Here is a 17,732-nt window from a genome sequence, read left to right as displayed (position 1 = left end):
GCGGCAAGGGCTTTTTTTCAGTTGATCCGAGGCGACCTAGCATGTATCCCGTGAGCCCCCCGTTTTCACGGAATAGAGGAATGAGCCATGCCCCGATTCGGCGCCCACATGTCCATCAGCGGCGGGATAGCCCTGGCCTTCGACCGGTTGGCCCAGGTGGAAGGCCAGGCGTTGCAGATTTTCACCGCCAACCAACGGCAATGGCAGCCCAAGACGCCGAATCTTGCCGAGATTGAGGCCTTCAAGGCCAGGCGGCGGCAAACTCCTGGTATTCCGGTCGCCTCCCACGATTCCTACCTGATCAACCTCGCCTCGCCCAATCCGGAAACAACGGGCAAGTCCATCGCCGCCTTCCGCGACGAGCTGCGCCGTTGCGCTGCCCTGGAAATCGAATATCTGGTTGCGCATCCCGGCTCCCATCTCGGCGAGGGGGTCGAAGCGGGGTTGCGCAGATTCACCGCCAACCTGGACCGGGCTCTAGCCGAGGCTGGCACCGGCCAGCAGGTCATGGTGCTGCTTGAGACCACCGCCGGCCAGGGCACCAATCTGGGGGCGAGCTTCGAGGAACTGGCCACGATCATCGCCAATTCCACCCATCCGGCGCAGTTGGGGGTCTGCTACGACACATGCCACACCTTTGCGGCCGGCTACGATATTCGCACCCCCAAGAAATATGCCGAAACCATGGCCAGATTCGACCAGGTGCTCGGCCTGGAGCGGCTTAAGTTTTTCCATCTTAACGACGCCGGCAAAGGGTTGGGCAGCAGGATCGACCGCCACGCCCATATCGGCCAAGGAGAGATCACCGTGGAGGGATTCCGCAACCTGGTCAACGACCCACGCTTCAGCAACCATCCCATGGTCCTGGAAACCCCAAAGTCGGAGGATCTCCACGAAGACCGGGCGAATCTGCAACTGCTGCGGAGTCTTGTCAGGCAAGAGCCTTTGTAGGAGGGGGCGAAACGGGAACGGGACAACAAAAAAGGGGAAATACGGCCGTGCCTTCTTCCGCCGCCATTTCCCCCTGCCGGAGAAGGCTAGAACAAGTAGATGAGATACAGTGCCGCGGTAACGCAGATGAAAATGACGCCTACCTTGGCGGCAACATCCGGTTCATCGTGTCCGTATCCGTGCGGGTCGTCGTGGTGTTCGTCATGTCCACTCATCGTGCATTCCTCCTCGGGGGTGTTTTTTATTTCTTCGGCAACGGAAAGCCGCTGCTGGTACGTTGTACAATTACACTGCTCGCAACTTATAGTCTTTGCCGACTTTTTCAAGCATTAAATCGCGCCTAAGCCTTGCCGGCGCCGCTCCCCGTCCTTTGCCGGGCTCTCTAACCTTGAAGAGCTTGTCCGTAAATAAATCTTTGGTGCTCGCATCCGGCTTTTGGCCGCCTTTGGCCGCGCCTCAATCGCACAATCCTCGCCGTAGCACTGCTACGCCTGTGGTTTTGCTCAATCGTCCCACCCAAATCCGTCTCACAATCCGGCGCGATCCCTGAAAAGATTATTTACGGACAAGCTCTAAGGCTTTCCTTTCCGGTTGTTGCCTGATAGCATGGAGTATGTGGCCGGACAGCTATTTTTCCCCTAAAAAATCGACGCTGCTTCCATTTCCCATTCCTCAAACCACAGGAGACAACAATGAACCGAAACCTCTGTATTGGCATGATCATGGCGGGACTGATCCTCTGGGGATGCACCCAGGAGGAAAAACAAGCCGAGACGCCACCCCCGGCGACAATGCCCACGGTCGAGCAGGCCATGGACAAGGCGAAAGAAACCGCCGGGACGGTTAGCGAGCAGGTGGAGAAAACGGCCGAGACGGTTGCGGAAAAGGCCGAACAACAGATCGCCACAGTGGAGAAAAAAGCCGCTCCCGTTGTGGAAAAGGTTGCAGAGACGGCAGCCCAGGTCAAGGAGGCGGTAGTCAAGCCTACCACCACGGTGGAAAGCATTGTGATCGACAACAAGAATGGTCAGGTCATTCTCCCGCACAAAAAACACGCCGAGGCTTACGGCTGCGTTGTCTGCCACGGCGACAAAAAACCCGGGCCGCACAAGCTGGGAAAAGATGCGGCCCATGCCCTGTGCCAGGGCTGCCATAAGGAAAAAAAGGCAGGCCCCACCGGTTGCACCCAGTGCCATCAAAAAAAGGCCAAAGCCCTCGAAGGCTGTTGATCCTTTGTCAATTCCGGCAACGGAGCGGGTTCTGGGCCACCGGGACTCGCTCCCCGTGCCGGGTGGGCCTGCATCCCTGCCCTAGCAATGCTTTCTTCGCAACAGGGATGTGGCAATTTTTTCCGGCAGCGTTATGATGGTCCTGCACTTTGGCGCTGCGCCGATCGTATATTTCCACCGGGCAGCCGGACTCCCGTCGCAACCAGCACAACACACAGGACCGAACCATGAATAAGATCACCCAGTATTTCCTGCAGGGCCTCCTTTTTCTCGTGCCGGTGGCGGCCACGCTCTATATGATTTATATCATTTTTTCCAAGATCGACGGGTTCTTCTCCTTTGATGTGCCCGGGATCGGGTTTCTGGTTACCATCGGACTCATCCTTGCCGTGGGGTTCGTGAGCTCCAACCTGCTGGCCAACAGCATCATGCTCCGCGTGGATCGGATGTTCGCCCGAATGCCGCTGGTGACCATGCTCTATACCTCCATCAAGGACCTGATCGACGCCTTTGTCGGCGACAAGAAAAGCTTCAACAAGCCGGTCCTCGTCGCCCTTGATGCGGACAGCCGGATCAGCGTGCTGGGTTTCATCACCCGCGAAGACCTCAATACCCTCGGCATTGCCGACAGCGTAGCCGTTTACCTGCCCCAGTCATACAATTTTGCCGCCAACCTCATCATCGTCGACCGGAGCAGAGTCTCCCTCCTCACCGCCAATCCGAAAGAGGTCATGAAGTTCATCGTCTCCGGCGGGGTTTCCGCTTAAGAACCAGACTTTTTTTCTTGGGCCGCCAACCTGAAACCGACAGGAGCTGAGCGTATGTGCCAGTTCTGCACCCAGCATGGGGAAGGGAAAAAGTGGTACGAGAACATGGCCAACTACACGGCCGAAGTGTTCCATCAGGTCAATTCCGAGCAAAACCTCGTCCGCTTCCTGCGCGGTTTTGCCAAGTCGCTGCGGGATGACGTTGCCACTGCTGCCCGCTGGCAACGCCGCTTCCCCCGGATCTACCGCTTCATCGCCTATCCCATCCTCTCCCGCACGATGCAAAAAACCCACTTCGGCCAGATCGTGCCGCTGGAGGATGTGGAAGCGATTCTCTCGCAGGTGGAGCACATCGTCCGGCTACCCTGCGTCTGCCGGAAGGTCTCCCTCGGCGCCGAAAAACGCTACTGCTTCGGGGTGGGCATGGACCTTACCCCGATCCTCGCCCAAGCGCCGGATTTCGCCGCCTTCGAGCACTGGAGCCGGGAACAGGCCATCAGCTTCATCCGCCAGCTCGATCAGGAAGGCAAAACCCACAGCGTCTGGACCTTCAACACCCCCTTCATCGGCGCGATCTGCAACTGCGACCAGGATTGCATGGCCTACCGGGCCCAGATCACCCTGGGGGTGACGCGCACCATGTGGAAAGCGGAGTACGTGGCCGAAATCGACCCGCTCGCCTGCACCGGCTGCAACCTCTGCCGCCCGCGCTGTTTTTTTGACGCCATCGGCTTTGACCGCGACAACACGAAATGCCACATCGATGTTGCCGCCTGCCATGGCTGCGGAGTCTGCCGCCCCGTTTGCCAGCATGGGGCCATCCGCCTCATCGACCGCGCGGCCGTGCCCGCAGCGGCGGCGAATTGGTAGAGGACAGAGGAAAACGGCGGAAAAATGTGTCGCTCCCCGGAAATATGCATGCTGCAACGGACCGGATTTGGCAACAACCCCAAGGCCAAAAACTAGCATTTGCCTTACGCATCCTGAAGGTATAGGCTGAATGTATACCGTGGTTGCAAACTCCCCTCGGTGAATTCAGCAAAAAAAGCACGGAAATTGCCCGGGCTCTTGCCATGGATACCCTGCCCATGATGCTCAACCACCTCTTGCAACGAAAATTTGTGGTGTGCAACAAGGGGTTTACCCTTATCGAACTCCTGATCGTTATTGCAATCATTGCAACCTTGGCGGGAATTGCCACCCCTTTGTTTTCCAGCTATATTGATCGGGTGAAAAATCAAAAAGCCATGGTTGAAATTCGCATGCTTTCCCGTGAGATTTCATTCTTTCATAATGACAATAACCGTTACCCGGTCAACCTGGCTGAAATTGGCCTCGGCTCTCTGCGCGATCCCTGGGGCAACCCCTATCGATACCTGCCAATTGCCGGCACCCCTAAAGGAAAACTTCGCAAGGATCATTCCATGGTGCCGGTGAATCAGTATTATGATCTGTACAGCATGGGGAAAGATGGCAAAAGCCAGGCCCCGTTTACCGCGGCGGCCAGCAGGGATGACATTGTCCTCGCCAATGATGGTGCATATATCGGACCTGTCTCACAATACTAACGGGATGGAATATGAAGCTTTCCAAGCTTGACTCCACTTTTTTGAAAAGCAAAATAGCCCGCAGGATTTTCTTTCTCTTTATTGGCTGTGCATTGCTGCCGCTTACCGTATTGACAGCCCTCACCTTCATTCATGTCACAAAACAGATTAAAATTCAGAGCCTTGAACGGTTGCAGCAGTCGGCTAAAACCCATGGCCTGAGCATATATGAACGTTTCTTGTCCATGGAAAGCGACATGCAGTTCATGGCCATGACCCTGATGCAAAACAAAACACAACAATCTTTTTCCGCTTTTTTTGACACACTGTTCCATGAAAGGCTCAGCCAACGATATGAAGCGCTCTTCCTTGTGAAAGATGGGGCTGACCCGCAACGACTTTTTGGCAATGCTCCTTTCACCCTTGAATCAACCGGAGATTTGTTGGCAAGAAACGGCAAAAACAAAATTCTGGCCAAAAAGCAAAAAACCGGGCTGGCCGAAATGTACCTGGTTGTCCCCTTGGACACCTTTGCGCCACACAGCTCTGTGTTGATCGCCCGGATCAACACCACCTATCTCTGGGGAATCGGCTACGAAAACATCCTGCCCCCGATGACGGAACTGTGCATTCTCGACCATGGCCGAGATATCCTTGCCAGCTCCTTTCCGACAAGTCCACAGCTCCTTCAGGAACTCGCCTTTCGAACAGGAGGCGGCAAAGAAAGACGGTTCGAATACACGGCCGACGACGAAAATCCATTTCTTGTCAGCTTCTGGCCCCTGTACCTGCAAGGAAGATTCAATGCCCCAAACCTTACCGTGGTTCTCAGGCAGGCACGGGCGGATGTGCTTGCCCCGTTGCAGGATTTCAAGATAATATTTCCGCTGGTCGTGCTTTTATCGCTCTGGATCGTTCTGTTGCTCAGCATGGTGTTCATCAGAAGGTATATGGTTCCGGTTGAGAAACTGAAAGAGGCAACCGTTCAAATCGCCGAAAGGAATTTTACCCACGAGCTCGATATTCAGAGCGGGGATGAATTTGAAACCCTGGCCCAATCCTTCAACACGATGGGCCGCCGGCTGGACAGTCAATTCAACACCCTGGAAACCATTTCCGATATCAGCCGAACCATTCTCTCTTCCCTGAGCACAAGCAGGATCATCGAGACAGCGCTGAGTCGTCTTTCCCAATTTCTCCATAGCGAAGCCAGCCAACTCATCCTTTTCAAAGACCAGCAATCAGGCCAGGCAAGCGCCTTTACCTACTCCGGGGAGGCACAACTCTCCCGTGAGGAAGAGATCGTTGATATCTCGCACACCGAAAAAATGCCGCTCGTTAAAAAGCCGCACCTTCTTCGCACCGACCACGCCTCTTCCCCCCGCTATCTGACAACTTTTTTCGGCAAACCCCTGCCGACCATTCTCCAGCTTCCCCTGGTAACCAATGGCGAGCTCAGAGGCATGGTCAATCTGAGCTTCAACCCCCAGCGAGGATTGAGCGATGACGAGTGCAACCACGCCCGGCAGTTAGCCGACCAGATAACCATTGCCCTGGAGAATGCCAACCTTATCGAGACCCTTGAGAAACTCAACTGGGGCGCCCTCCAAGCCTTGGCCCGCACGGTTGACGCGAAATCACCCTGGACAGCCGGCCATTCTGAACGCGTAACCGACCTCGCCATCAAAATTGCTAAAATCATGGGCTGCAGCAAAAAAGAAATCAGCGCTCTCCATCAAGCAGCCCTGGTGCATGACATTGGCAAAATCGCCATTCCGAGCACAATTCTCGACAAACCGGGAAAACTTACCGACGAGGAGTTTGAGCACGTCAAGAATCACCCCCTTATCGGGGCTCGCATCCTGCAGCCGATTTCCGGATTTGCCGAGGCCATGCACATTGTTCTCCAACACCATGAACGCTGCGACGGCTCGGGATACCCCCTTGGCTTAAACGGTGAGGCGATCAGCCTTGGGGCAAAGATTATTGCCGTGGCCGATACCTATGACGCCCTCATTTCGGAGCGGCCTTATCGGGATGGCTGGGTACAGGACAGGGTGTTTGAGCTTCTTCAGGCGGAAAGCGAAGGCAAATTAGACCCCCAGGTCGTCCAGGCCTGCCTGTTTGCCGTGCGGCAATGACACGGGGGCAACCATGAAATCCTTTAAAAACAAGGGCTTCGCCAAACCGATGCTGTACGCTGCAGCAGCAATCTGTCTTGGCCTCGTCCTCTTTTTTGTTTTTTGGCCCCCAAAAACGCAGCAACTCCCGCCGAATATTTTGGGGGAATGGTATTCCGATGACCCCCGCTACCAAACCTGCTTCGTGACCATCAACGCGGACTCTTTTATCATTGGCGGCGCCGATGGCAATATCTATCCTTACCGCATCAAGTCAATCACCGCGGAAGACACGGCCGACAGCAAGGACCGCTTGTACACCCTGCTCTGTGAAGATCCGGAAGGATTGGAATTGGCGTTCCGCCTCTATTACGATGCGGAGAGAGGGATGCTTTCTTATAAAAACCAGCGGAACATTATCTGGCTCAAAGCCAAAAAAAATTAATCCGGCAGGAGCAGCGGCGCGCTTGTCCTCCTGCCGGACGCCCACCGGGAAAAGATCGCCGGTGTCCCACTGCCCCGATAGTTGCAGATACTTCAAGGGCAGAGGCCTAATCCCCTTCAAGCCCCAGCGCCTTGCGCTTGCCGGTGATCCGCTGGTCCAAAAGCTCGGCCGCCTTGAGCGGGTCGGGCTCAACCACGAAGCTGGCCCCAACCAAGCCTTCCAGTCCGTTCAGGGCCAGATCGGTGACCACCTTGGAGCCGAGGATGTTGGGCGGCAGCCCCAGATGGGTATAGATGCCGCAGGCCACCGCATACAGGCCGATGGCCGCCGCTTTTTCCGAATACCACTCGGGCGAGGAGGCGCACACCGGCAGATCGGAGATATCAACCCCCAATTCGTTGGCGATCAAGGCGCAGAGCTGGATGATCCGCGAGTTGTCCACGCAACTGCCCATGTGCAGAACCGGCGGGATGCCCAGGGAACCGCACACCGCTTTCAGCCCCGGCCCGGCCATGGAAATCGCCTCGGGCATCAGCAAGCCGGCCTTGCCCGCGGCGGTGGTCACGCAGCCGGTGACCAGAACCATGATGTCTCTCTCGATCAATGCCTTGGCCAGGCCGACGTTGCAGGAATCCTGCTGGAATTTCGGGTTGTTGCAGCCGACGATACCGACAAAGCCGCGCACCTTGCCAGCCTTGACCGCATCGAGCAGGGGGGCAAGGCTGCCGCCCAAGGCGGCAAGGATCGCCTCGTTACTGAAGCCGGTCATGATATCCACCGGCTCGCCGGGAATCTCCACCCGATTGGGGTCGCGCTTGCTGAAGCCATCCACCGCGATGGAGACGATCTCCTTGGCCTGGGCCAGGGCGGTTTCCGGGTGGACGCTGAAATGGATGGCCCCGGTGAACTTGGCCTTGTCGGCGGTGGTGATGAACTTGGTATGGTAGCAGGCGGCCGCAGGGATCAGGCTGGGCATGATACACTGGTAATCGACGACAATCGCCTCCACCGCGCCGGTGACCACGGCCAGCTCGGTCATCAGGTGGTTGCCGGCCATGGGAATGCCCCGACGGGCCAGGATCTCGTTGCCGGTGCAGCAGAGCCCGGCGATATTAATGCCGGTGGCGCCTGCTGCCTTGGCTCGGGCCAGCAAGGCCGGATCCTGGGCGGCGGCGACGATCATCTCGCTCACCACCGGATTGTGGCCATGAACCAGGATGTTCACCTGGTCCTTCCGGATCACCCCCAGATTCACCTTCGCCATCTTGGGGGTGGGGGTGCCGAAGATCACGTCGGAGAGTTCGGTGCCGATCATCGAACCGGCCCAGCCGTCGGCCAGGGCGGTGCGCGCCGCGTGGATCAAGGTGTTGGGGGCGTCGTTGTCGCAGCCCATGTGGGTGCGGTGCATCATCTCGGCAATCTCCCGGTCCACCCCGCGCGGGGTCATGCCGAGCTGCTTCCAGATTGCCCGCCGCTTGGCAGGCACCCGGCACACAAAGGAAACCTCTTTCTTGCGGCTGCCGAAGTCGCCGTAAAGCACCTCCAGAAGATCGCGGGCGATCTCCATGACCGCGCGCCCCTCTGTTTTCACCCCGACTTCCCCGGCAATGCGGATCAGCTTTGCTTCATCCCGGATTTGGTAATCCGTGGTGGCTCCCTCGACAATCGCTTCCAGCACCTCGACCAGATCGCGGCCGTGATCGGAGTGGCCGGCAGCGCCTCCGGCGATGAAACGGCCGAAGTTCCTGGCCACGATCACATCCGCATCGGCGCCGCAGACGCCGCGCTTCATCTTGTCGCTGATCCGGCACGGCCCCATGACGCAGTTGCGACAGGTGGTGCCAAGCTCGCAGAATTTGCAGTGCGGGGTCTGCTGTTCCAGCCGGTCCCAGGCCGTTTCCACCCCGTCGCGCTCGGCCTTGGCAAGCATTTGCCTGGCGTCGGGCCAGATGGATTTCTCCTCGATCGATCGCTTTTCCCGTGCCATCTTGCGTCCTCCTTTGCGGTCACCGGTTGTTCTTGGGCAGGCTATACTCCTCGGAAAAGAGGTTCTGTGAACTTTCCGGCATTTTTCTTATATTTTTCAAAGTAGCGTGAACATGCTGGGCCGATACCTGGCAGTATCCTATCACCCCTGGGGAAGATTTTTCAATACTGCACAGTACACCAGGAAAACTTCCTCCTTTCCTGCCCGGCCTTGCCAAGGTCTTGAGGAACATGGGGTTTCGCCTGTCCCGGCGGAAGCGAGACTAAAAAAAGAAGGAAAGGGTCAGGGACCCGAAGGTGTGATTGCCGTGTTGCTCGTCGTATTCCTTGGTGCGGAGCACCTGGGTCCAGGTCAGCTTGAACTGCTGGAAATAGACGGCGGCCCCGCCTGCCAGATCGACGACAAATGGTCGCTTGTCAACGCTGTGGCTGTGGGCAAAGGTATTGCCGTCCAGAAAGATGTCCTGGAGCACCGCGCGGCCGTTCACCGCGGCAAAAAAATAACCGCCTCGCTGCTGCCTTGCGGAAAAACTGGTGTTGCCTGCCGGGCGGATCAGGCTTACGCCGAAGTCGTCGGGCAGGTTCCAGCCCAAACGGGTTTCAAAGCCGGTGTTGGCATAGGTGTAGACATTGCCCAGGGCGCAGCCGAGGTGGGTGATGGCATCGATGGCAAAGGTATCCCGGCTGACGAAGGGGGCGTGGTGCCATTTGCGTTCGTAAATCGCGGCCAACCCCGGCTCGTTTTTTAACTGGTGATCCCAGCCGTTTGGTTCTTGATTGCCGGTAAGATCGTGCACCGTTTTCTGCGTCTCCTCGGCAAAGGAGCCCGGCCCGACCATGCCCAGTTGCAGTTCGATGGTATCCATTTGCTTATTGCTTCTGGTATGAAATGCCGCGGCAAAATAGGTCCAGCCCGCATAGGGGCGATCATCGCTGATCAGGTCGCTGCGGGAGATGTCGCTCGGGGTGTAAATGTCCTGGCCAAGGGAGAATTCCACCTTGCGCTTCAAGGCCGGGTCCGGATCGTTGATAAAGGGCAGCCGGTAAACGTACTCAAGACTCCATTCCGGCAGCTTGCCGCTCTCCACAAAGCTGACCAGGTCCGGCGAGATGAGGGAGATTTTGACGCCGTTGGTGTAATTGCGGTCCGTGCCGGTAAAGAGGTCGTTTTCAAAGTAGACATTCACGGTCCACGGCAACCGCGGTTCTTCCGCGGCCAGGGAGGATGTTGCCGGGGCGAGGCAGAAAAGGCCAAGAAGCAGCCCGGGAAGGCAGGTCCGGAGACCGGGACGGGTAAAACCTGTGGGTATCAGCATATCTTCTTTCTCCATCCTTCCGTTTTCCGGCCGGAAGGTTGCCGCTTGTCGCCCATTATGGGGACACCCCACCTCTCTCTCATCAAACCGCCCAGCCTCAGAGCCAGTTGCCCTGGGGCTCGGGCGCGCTTCTGATCCGCTCCAGTTGATCGGCAAGATCGCGCAGCTCCCGCTGCCAGTACTCGCGGGTGCCGAAATCAGGCGCCACCCTGCTCAACCCCTCCTCGGCCACCTGATACCCGCACCAGGCCATGTAGTGGATAAAGCGCATGGCCCTGAGCGGCTCGATCAGCCGCAGGCTCCGCCGGTCGAAATCCCGGAAGGTCTCGTAGCCTTCAAGAAAAAGGTCGATCTCGGCAAAGGTCTCTTCCCGGTAGCCGGGCAGCAGCATCCAGAAATCCTGCACCGGCGGGCCGAGGGCCATGTCGTCGAAATCAATGACATAAAAGGATTCGCCCGGGCGATAGATGAGGTTGGAAAAATGGCAGTCGCCGTGGATGCGGATCATCTCGGTGTTGGCGAACAGCGGACTGATCTCACCGATCAGCACTTTCGCCAGCTCAGCGAATTGCGGGGCAAGATCCGCGGGCAGGAATTTTCCGGCCAGAAGATAATCCACCTGCTGCCGGGTTGATTTTTGCGGGGTCATGGTGATCCGCCCCTCCGGGATCCGGCCTGCGCCCACGGCATGAATCCGGCCCAGCAACCGGCCGATTTCCAACCACTGCTCCTCGCTGTATTCATCCAGGCTGCGGCCGCCGCATTTGGGAAACACGGTAAAATACATCCCTTCATGCTCGCCGAGACTGCCGTTGCCCTGCAAGGCAAGCGGGGCGATGACCGGAATCTCCCGACCGGCAAGCTCCAGCAAAAACTCATGCTCGTCTTGGAGCGCAGCCCGGGCCCAGCGCCCTGGCCGGTAGAACTTGACCACCAGCCCTTCGCCGTTCTCGCCCTCCAGCTCGTAAACCCGGTTGATGTAGCTGGCCAGGGGCCGGCAAAGATTGGTGCAACGGATATCCAGCCCCTTTTCCACCAACCCGAGGACCATGTCCGGGGTCAGATGGTGAAAAGCGGAATGCGCGTGGGGCGCGACAGTGCGGTTCATGATATTTCAATCTCGTTCTTCATTAAGAGGTAACTATTCAGCGCGATGCCGAAAAATACAATGTTCCCTGGACGATAACGGTTCCGCAGTGCCGCAGATGCTAGGAAGAGGTCTGCGAAATGTGCTGTCGCACATGAGCTGGCCGATGACAACGCAGATGCGGTGCTGCGGAACCGTTATCAGCCGAGCGCCACGTCAAGAACCATCATCACCGCAAAGCCCACCAGGGTCGCCATGGTGACCATGTCGATATGCTTCGGATTCTGCTGCGATTCCGGGATAAGCTCTTCCACCACGACAAAGATCATGGCTCCCGCGGCAAAACAGAGGGCGTAGGGGAGAACGGACTGCATGCTCAGGACGAAATAGGCGCCCAACACTCCGGCCACCGGCTCCACCAACCCGGAGGCTTGCCCGAGCAAGAAGCTTTTTCCCCGGCTCAAGCCCTCGCGGCGCAGGGGCATGGATACCGCCGCGCCCTCGGGAAAATTCTGCAAGCCGATGCCGATGGCCAGGGCAATGGCGCCGCCCAGGCTTGCCGAAGGGATATTGGCGGCCACTGCGCCAAAGGCCACGCCCACGGCCAGCCCCTCGGGGATGTTGTGCAGGGTAATGGCCAGCACCAGCAACGTGCTGCGCTGCCAGGAGGTTTTCACCCCCTCGCTCTTGCTGATATCCAGGCCGGGATGGAGATGGGGCAGGAAACGGTCAATGAGCCGCATGAACAACCCCCCGGCCAAAAACCCGAGGGCCGCGGTGCGCCAGGGGACGAACCCCATCTGGCCGGCCATCTCAATGCCCGGGGCAAGCAGCGACCAGAAACTCGCGGCGATCATCACCCCGGCGGCAAAGCCGAGCATGGAATCCATGAGCTTCTGGTTCACGGTTCGATGCATGAACACCAGGGCCGCGCCCGCAGCGGTCACGCCCCAGGTAAAAATGGTGGCCAGCAGGGCCTGGAGAACCGGGTTCAATTCCTGAAAAAAAATCACCATGGTGGGAGCCTGCCGCCTGTGTCGTCTGGAGCTGTCCTGAAAAACCGTATGTGCCATTGTATGCCAGAAACAGCAAAAAGTATATGCGGGAAATGGGGCGGGAACGTTGCACGGCTCTTGCCGCAATCCCTTCTTTCCTTTCCCCCTCAGTCTCCGTTGTGACTAAAGTCACACCGCCCAATGACCTCGGTCATTGTTCCCCTCTTCCTCCTCTTGCTATGAGAGACAAAGGCATTGTGCCTGCGCACTGTTTTTCAATCTTCATAAGGAGGAGAGAGATGAAAAAAATGTACACGGTTTTTGCGGCAACCGCCTTCTGTTCATGCCTCGCGGCTGGACTGGCCTTGCCGGACAAAGCCAACGCCGGACCATCCATTGATTTCGGCGATGATGGCGGCTACCTGCAACTTGATGTAAAATTCCAAGGTATGCTGGATCACACGAATTTTGGTTCCGGCGCTGATGGCCAGGCGAGCCGCTGGGATGCTGATCTCCGCAGGGCAAGGCTCGTCTTCACCGGCATGTTTGACGACACCTGGGGCGCCAAGTTCCAGACCTGCGCCGGCACCAGCGCCACCCGTAATTTCGGAGGTGGCGGCTATGAACTCTCTAAAAATAACAGCAAGACCAATTCCCAGATCCGGCTGACCGACGGCTATCTCATCGGGATGTTCAACGATCAGCTCAACATCAAGGCCGGTCTGACCAAAATTCCCCTGACCCGCGCCAATCTGGACGAATGTTTTGCCCCGTTGAGCCACGAACGCTCGTCCTTTGTCTATTCGCCCTATGGCACGGACGCCACCAAAAACAGCCGGGACATGGGCGTTGTGGCCACCGGCGCTTTTATTGATAATCACCTGAAATACTTCGCCGGGATCATGGAAGGCAGGGAGGGCGCGGCCACTTTCTACAACCCGTTCCAGGACAAGACCTATACCACCAGCGCCGAACCCAGCAGCAATCTGGAATATGTGGCCCGGCTCCACTATTCCTTTCTGGATCCCGAGACCAGCGCCAGCGCCGGAGGGTACAAGGGGACCTATCTGGGGAAAAAAGGCAAGGTCTTGACCCTGGGTGTCGCTGGGGCGTACGAAAAGGATGCCGCCTACAAGAACACATCACCAGCCGGAGCGATGGGTACGGACAACTTCTTTTTGCCTGCGATTACCGGCGATGAGACGGTGGATTACAGCGCCTGGACCGCGGATCTTTTCTTTGAATACCCCTTTGCCAACGGAGGCGTTCTCACCGCCACCGCCCTCTATCTTGACGTCGATTTTGACGATGCCTACAAGACCGCTCGCGCACCTGGCGATCTGGGAACCATAGTGGGTGGAGCCACCGGCCAAAGGGACGGTTACTATGTTAAACTCGGCTACGTTCTTCCCCTCACCGTGGGTTCAAAAGGAAAAGTCCAGCCTTTTGCGCGCTATGAAGATTGGAACGTAGCCAATCTTTTGAACGTCGACGATCAGGGCGTGCAACAGTGGGGGCTTGGGGCGAACTACTTTGTGAGAGGGGATGACAAAATCCGTTTCACCCTCGAGTACTACCGCACCGAGTATGACAAACCCACGAACCTTGCTGATTACATCGACTTCCTCACCCCGACCGTCGGCACGACAACCAGCTACGACACCGTGGCGGCCATGTTCATGGTTTCATTTTAACCCGGCATGATTTTTTTGCAGGCCTTCTTGTCCCCAAGGCGGGAAGGCCTGTTTTCCCCAAGGTTGACGCTGGGGGAATGATACCAACACGGCAGAACACCCCATCAGGAGAAAAAATGAAAAAAACAATCCTCTTCATCCTGTTTGGCCTGATCGCAAGCAGCCCCGCCTTTGCCGAAGAGCTGGTCGTGCATCTTACCTCCGGTAATGCGGTGGTGATCCAATACACGGGAACCATTCAGGGAGTAGCCCTCCAAGGGAAAACCGATGCCATAGCAAGCCTGGACATGCCGGCCACACCCAAGCCTGCGGTCAAGGCCCAACAACCTGTTGTGGAAAAGCAGACTTCTTCGCCTCAACCGGAACAGGTTGAAGCCAAAAACGGGAAAGAACGATGGTTTCGCTTCAAGTGGGCGGAGCCGAAAGGCGAGGATTAGAAGCCTGCCGGAAATGCGCAGCCTCGTTGCACAAAAGCTATTCTGGGCGACGGCCCTTTGTAGAGCATCACCTGTCTCCTTATCTCCTTCCCGGCTGGCCTCCCGCGGCCAGCCGGGGCTTTTTCCCCACAAAGAAAAAGAATCAGCGGATTCCCCTTTGAAATCTACGGCTCTGGAACCACGCCCCCGATCAGAAAGGATCGCCCAGATTCTGCAATCTGGCAGGATCTTTCAGCATGATACGCGACCCTCTTCCCGCACTCTCCGTTTCCAGAAGCCCCTCGTTTTTCAATTTGGTCAGACTGCGGGAGACCACCTCGCGACAGGTTCCCAAGCGGCAGGCCAGTTCGTTCTGGGAAAGGCTGCACACCGGAATCTTGTCCTTCCCCGGCTGCGAATTGGCAAGGAGTATCTTGATCAGCCGCTCCTGCACATTCTTAAAGGTGAAATCCTCCAGCAGGGTCGCATAGCCGGCCAGTTTCGAAGAAATACAGGTGATAAAATGCAGGGCGAGCTCATGATGCTGGGCCAAGATCCAGTCCAGATCCTTCCGCGGCAGACAGAAAATCAGGCAGTCATCCTGGGCCAGGGCATTGGCAAAAGATCTGCCGGCAAAGAGGTTGGCCAGACAAAAAACCTTCCCTGCGTCGACATGCCAGAGGGTAACCTTGCGGCCGTTGATATCGCTTTTATAGATCTCCACCGAGCCCATCTCGACAATATAGAGATACTCGACGGCGTCGTCCTGATAGAAAACATGCTGACCGCTGCGGAATTTCTTTTTCCGGCAACGGGCCAGCAAATCTTTCAGCACATCCTCCGGGATGCCGGAAAAAACAGGGATCGCTCGCAGAAAATTATAATCCGGACCGTTGACCATTGCGTATCCTCCTGAATGCGCTTCAGCGTGTATTCTGACAATAGTTACTCGTTTTTATGAAAAAAACTCACAAAAAAATATTTTTCCCGGATCCGGCAGAGCCAACACAGGAGAATCGCCCATGAAAAAACGAGAAGACGGGCGTTACGAAAAATTCCCGCGGTTCACCCCGTGCCAGGAGATGTATGTGTTCCACAATGAGGTCGGCAGGGTTCTCGACATCAGCATGAACGGCGTAACATTCACATACATTGCCGACAATCGTCCTCCCAAGGATTTCCCGTCCGAAGGGATGCTCTTTACGACCGGCGGCATGTATATCCATGACATTCCCTTTGCGCGCATCAGTGATCACGTGCATGGCTGTTTTTTTTCAGACGGCTACTGTATCAGGGAAAGACGGATCCGCTTCGGTGCGCTTTCGCCCGAACTGGTCAGAAAACTGGAAGGCTTTATCCTGGAAAACGCGCACATTCCGCAACGTTCATACGCTGCGCGGCACCTGGCGTACACGCCCGATTATGTTACCACCGGAGGAGCAACCCATTGTACCCCCCCTGCAAGAGCGGAGGGCGGAGCATAACTCGAACGTACAGTTGGCTCGAGGCAGCGCATTTTCGCAAGGATGATTCGTCGGCCATGCCTCCAAAACCCTTATCCCCAAATGATTGCCCCGTTACGGAGAAAAAATAATGCTGCTCACCTCCTTTACCGTGGAATTTTCCCCCGCCGGGTGCTGCCGAAACAAAGGGCCATCCCTGCGTTGCCTTGCCCTGCTCGATCAAAACGTGAGCGAAGCCCTTCCTTACCTGAATGCCGTTCTGGGCGGATACACCTATATCAAGGAGCCCCCCTCGCTTGCCTTCCATTATTCCCGGGGCATCCTCGTCACCGTGGATGCGGACAGCATCGCCATCAATTGCACAAAGAACCCGACAGAAGCTGAGGAAATCCTCGCCTGGCTCCAAAGGGAAATCAACACGGCCTGGGAAAAACGGGAAGAGATTACCCCCAAATATACTGCTGCGCCGTGGCCAACGCCTGCGGACATCCTAAGACTGCTGCCCAAGACAGATTGCGGCCAATGCGGGCTTGCGACCTGCATTGCCTTCGCCTCCACGGCGGCCGAGGGCGGCAAGGTTGCGAAAGATTGTCCGGTTCTGCCGTCCAATGCGCAAAAAGAGCTTACCGCCTACCTGAGCCGCTTTCATTTTGATAGGCAATGACCGATCAACCTGCCGTACAGGGAAAAGGATGACCATCCTTGAAAAATCAGAGCCTCGCCGTGAAAAACATACCTCTAAAACATGAGGCGAACGCCTGGTCCCATTACTGGCGCACAACGCCTGCCGCGTCACGCGGCTGCCTGCCGGACCTGCCCGGCGTTGCAGCCAATCATCTTCAGGAAATATGGCGACAATTCTTTGTCTCCCTTCCCCGGTCCGCACGACTGCTGGACCTGGGCACCGGCGGCGGGGCCGTGCTTACCGAGGCGCAAGCCGTCCGGCCCGATCTGCAATTATCCGGAGTCGATTACGCAGCCGTGCTTCCCAAACTGGACACGGCCATCACCCTCTATCCCGAAACCAGGATTGAACAGCTTCCCTTTGCCGACGGCAGTTTTGAGGTTATTACCAGCCAGTTCGCCCTTGAGTACGGGAATGTTTCGGCTGCCATACAGGAAGTATCCCGGGTTTCGACCTTTGAGGGAAAGTATTTGTTTATCTGCCATCACGCCGACGGAGTGATCGTCCGGGATAATCTCGCCCGGCTCAAAGCCCTCCGTGAAACCCTCTCCCCGGCCGGTCTGTTCTCCACCGCCGTTTTGGCCCTTCGCCGGCGAAAAAAATCAACCCCAGAAACATGGCAACGACTCGCCCGGATATTCGCCACCCTCCAGCGCAAGCATCCAGATCAATCCATTGTGAAGGAGGTGGCCGCCGATATCGCCCGCATCATGGCCGAGCCGGACAGTCTGGAAAAACTCCTGGCCTTGCGCCGTGCATTGGAAATGGAAGACCAGCGGATCATGGCCTTGAAAAAAGCGGCCTTGACTGAAAACCAAGCCAGAGTTTTGGCCGAGGTGCTCTCCGCGAAACAACAGGCGTTGCATTGGGAAGTTGTGCATGTGCCGGGAGCCGACGCACCCTTTGCCTGGCGGATAAGCAACCTCTCCCGGTCGTCCCTGCCTGCAAGCCCCGGCAGATAAATATCTTTTGATTTTATCCGCCTATGCGGATATGCTAAATTCAAATTTCTCGCCCCTTAATGGCTCTGA

The 17,732-nt window shown here is 57.0% G+C and carries 18 protein-coding genes; 12 read left to right on the top strand and 6 right to left on the bottom strand.

The genetic code is table 11. The features are described from left to right. Positions 1-87: 87 nt before the first annotated feature. Positions 88-951 (top strand): deoxyribonuclease IV, encoded by an 864-nt coding sequence (locus tag MWR57_RS12415; RefSeq protein ID WP_423125142.1) that lies wholly within the window; start codon positions 88-90, stop codon positions 949-951. Positions 952-1,037: 86 nt separating this feature from the next. Here the strand turns inward: MWR57_RS12415 and MWR57_RS12410 are convergent, their stop codons facing one another. Further along, complete coding sequence (locus MWR57_RS12410) at positions 1,038-1,166, bottom strand: hypothetical protein (protein WP_423125141.1); 129 nt, start codon at positions 1,164-1,166, stop codon at positions 1,038-1,040. Positions 1,167-1,643: 477 nt separating this feature from the next. Here MWR57_RS12410 and MWR57_RS12405 point away from each other — a divergent pair, with 477 nt between their 5' ends. The 6 genes from MWR57_RS12405 to MWR57_RS12380 all read left to right on the top strand — a co-directional run bounded on the left by MWR57_RS12405 (position 1,644) and on the right by MWR57_RS12380 (position 7,059). Continuing rightward, positions 1,644-2,180, top strand: a complete 537-nt coding sequence (locus tag MWR57_RS12405) for a cytochrome c3 family protein (RefSeq protein WP_423125140.1) — start codon at positions 1,644-1,646, stop codon at positions 2,178-2,180. Between the two features lie 227 nt (positions 2,181-2,407). Then, positions 2,408-2,947 (top strand): DUF502 domain-containing protein, encoded by a 540-nt coding sequence (locus MWR57_RS12400; RefSeq protein ID WP_423125139.1) that lies wholly within the window; start codon positions 2,408-2,410, stop codon positions 2,945-2,947. 54 nt (positions 2,948-3,001) lie between these two features. Continuing rightward, the gene (locus MWR57_RS12395; RefSeq protein WP_423125138.1) at positions 3,002-3,817 is read left to right on the top strand and encodes an ATP-binding protein; all 816 of its coding nucleotides are present in this window, start codon (positions 3,002-3,004) and stop codon (positions 3,815-3,817) included. A gap of 203 nt (positions 3,818-4,020) precedes the next feature. Next, positions 4,021-4,515 carry a prepilin-type N-terminal cleavage/methylation domain-containing protein gene (locus MWR57_RS12390; RefSeq protein ID WP_423125137.1) on the top strand — a complete coding sequence of 165 codons (495 nt, stop codon included), beginning with the start codon at positions 4,021-4,023 and terminating at the stop codon, positions 4,513-4,515. 11 nt (positions 4,516-4,526) lie between these two features. Further along, positions 4,527-6,635 carry an HD domain-containing phosphohydrolase gene (locus MWR57_RS12385; protein WP_423125136.1) on the top strand — a complete coding sequence of 703 codons (2,109 nt, stop codon included), beginning with the start codon at positions 4,527-4,529 and terminating at the stop codon, positions 6,633-6,635. Positions 6,636-6,648: 13 nt separating this feature from the next. Then, positions 6,649-7,059: a hypothetical protein gene (locus MWR57_RS12380; protein WP_423125135.1), complete on the top strand. Its 411-nt coding sequence runs from the start codon at positions 6,649-6,651 to the stop codon at positions 7,057-7,059. 106 nt (positions 7,060-7,165) lie between these two features. Here the strand turns inward: MWR57_RS12380 and cooS are convergent, their stop codons facing one another. The 4 genes from cooS to MWR57_RS12360 form a co-directional block, all read right to left on the bottom strand. Further along, positions 7,166-9,046 carry an anaerobic carbon-monoxide dehydrogenase catalytic subunit gene (cooS, locus tag MWR57_RS12375; protein WP_423125134.1) on the bottom strand — a complete coding sequence of 627 codons (1,881 nt, stop codon included), beginning with the start codon at positions 9,044-9,046 and terminating at the stop codon, positions 7,166-7,168. 262 nt (positions 9,047-9,308) lie between these two features. Continuing rightward, positions 9,309-10,361, bottom strand: coding sequence for a lipid A deacylase LpxR family protein (locus MWR57_RS12370; RefSeq protein WP_423125133.1), 1,053 nt, complete (start codon positions 10,359-10,361; stop codon positions 9,309-9,311). 97 nt (positions 10,362-10,458) lie between these two features. Continuing rightward, positions 10,459-11,469: a serine/threonine protein kinase gene (locus tag MWR57_RS12365; RefSeq protein WP_423125132.1), complete on the bottom strand. Its 1,011-nt coding sequence runs from the start codon at positions 11,467-11,469 to the stop codon at positions 10,459-10,461. A gap of 179 nt (positions 11,470-11,648) precedes the next feature. Next, complete coding sequence (locus MWR57_RS12360) at positions 11,649-12,464, bottom strand: ZIP family metal transporter (protein ID WP_479723974.1); 816 nt, start codon at positions 12,462-12,464, stop codon at positions 11,649-11,651. 278 nt (positions 12,465-12,742) lie between these two features. Between MWR57_RS12360 and extI the strand changes: the two genes are divergently transcribed. Both extI and MWR57_RS12350 read left to right on the top strand, forming a co-directional pair. Then, a complete protein-coding gene (extI, locus tag MWR57_RS12355; protein WP_423125131.1) occupies positions 12,743-14,137 on the top strand; it encodes a selenite/tellurite reduction operon porin ExtI in 1,395 nt (464 codons plus the stop codon). Positions 14,138-14,253: 116 nt separating this feature from the next. Then, positions 14,254-14,574 (top strand): hypothetical protein, encoded by a 321-nt coding sequence (locus tag MWR57_RS12350; protein ID WP_423125130.1) that lies wholly within the window; start codon positions 14,254-14,256, stop codon positions 14,572-14,574. A gap of 190 nt (positions 14,575-14,764) precedes the next feature. Here the strand turns inward: MWR57_RS12350 and MWR57_RS12345 are convergent, their stop codons facing one another. Then, positions 14,765-15,454, bottom strand: a complete 690-nt coding sequence (locus tag MWR57_RS12345; protein ID WP_423125129.1) for a Crp/Fnr family transcriptional regulator — start codon at positions 15,452-15,454, stop codon at positions 14,765-14,767. A gap of 121 nt (positions 15,455-15,575) precedes the next feature. Between MWR57_RS12345 and MWR57_RS12340 the strand changes: the two genes are divergently transcribed. The 3 genes from MWR57_RS12340 to MWR57_RS12330 all read left to right on the top strand — a co-directional run bounded on the left by MWR57_RS12340 (position 15,576) and on the right by MWR57_RS12330 (position 17,663). Continuing rightward, complete coding sequence (locus tag MWR57_RS12340; protein WP_423125128.1) at positions 15,576-16,037, top strand: hypothetical protein; 462 nt, start codon at positions 15,576-15,578, stop codon at positions 16,035-16,037. Between the two features lie 109 nt (positions 16,038-16,146). Beyond that, entirely contained in the window at positions 16,147-16,680 is a 534-nt protein-coding gene (locus MWR57_RS12335; protein WP_423125127.1) for a (Fe-S)-binding protein, read from the top strand. 38 nt (positions 16,681-16,718) lie between these two features. Further along, positions 16,719-17,663, top strand: coding sequence for a class I SAM-dependent methyltransferase (locus MWR57_RS12330; protein ID WP_423125126.1), 945 nt, complete (start codon positions 16,719-16,721; stop codon positions 17,661-17,663). Positions 17,664-17,732: the final 69 nt, after the last annotated feature.

Source organism: Hydrosulfovibrio ferrireducens (assembly GCF_046883345.1).
In the GTDB taxonomy this organism is placed as follows: domain Bacteria; phylum Desulfobacterota; class Desulfobulbia; order Desulfobulbales; family Desulfurivibrionaceae; genus Thiovibrio; species Thiovibrio ferrireducens.
This window is presented reverse-complemented; position numbering and strand designations above follow the sequence as displayed.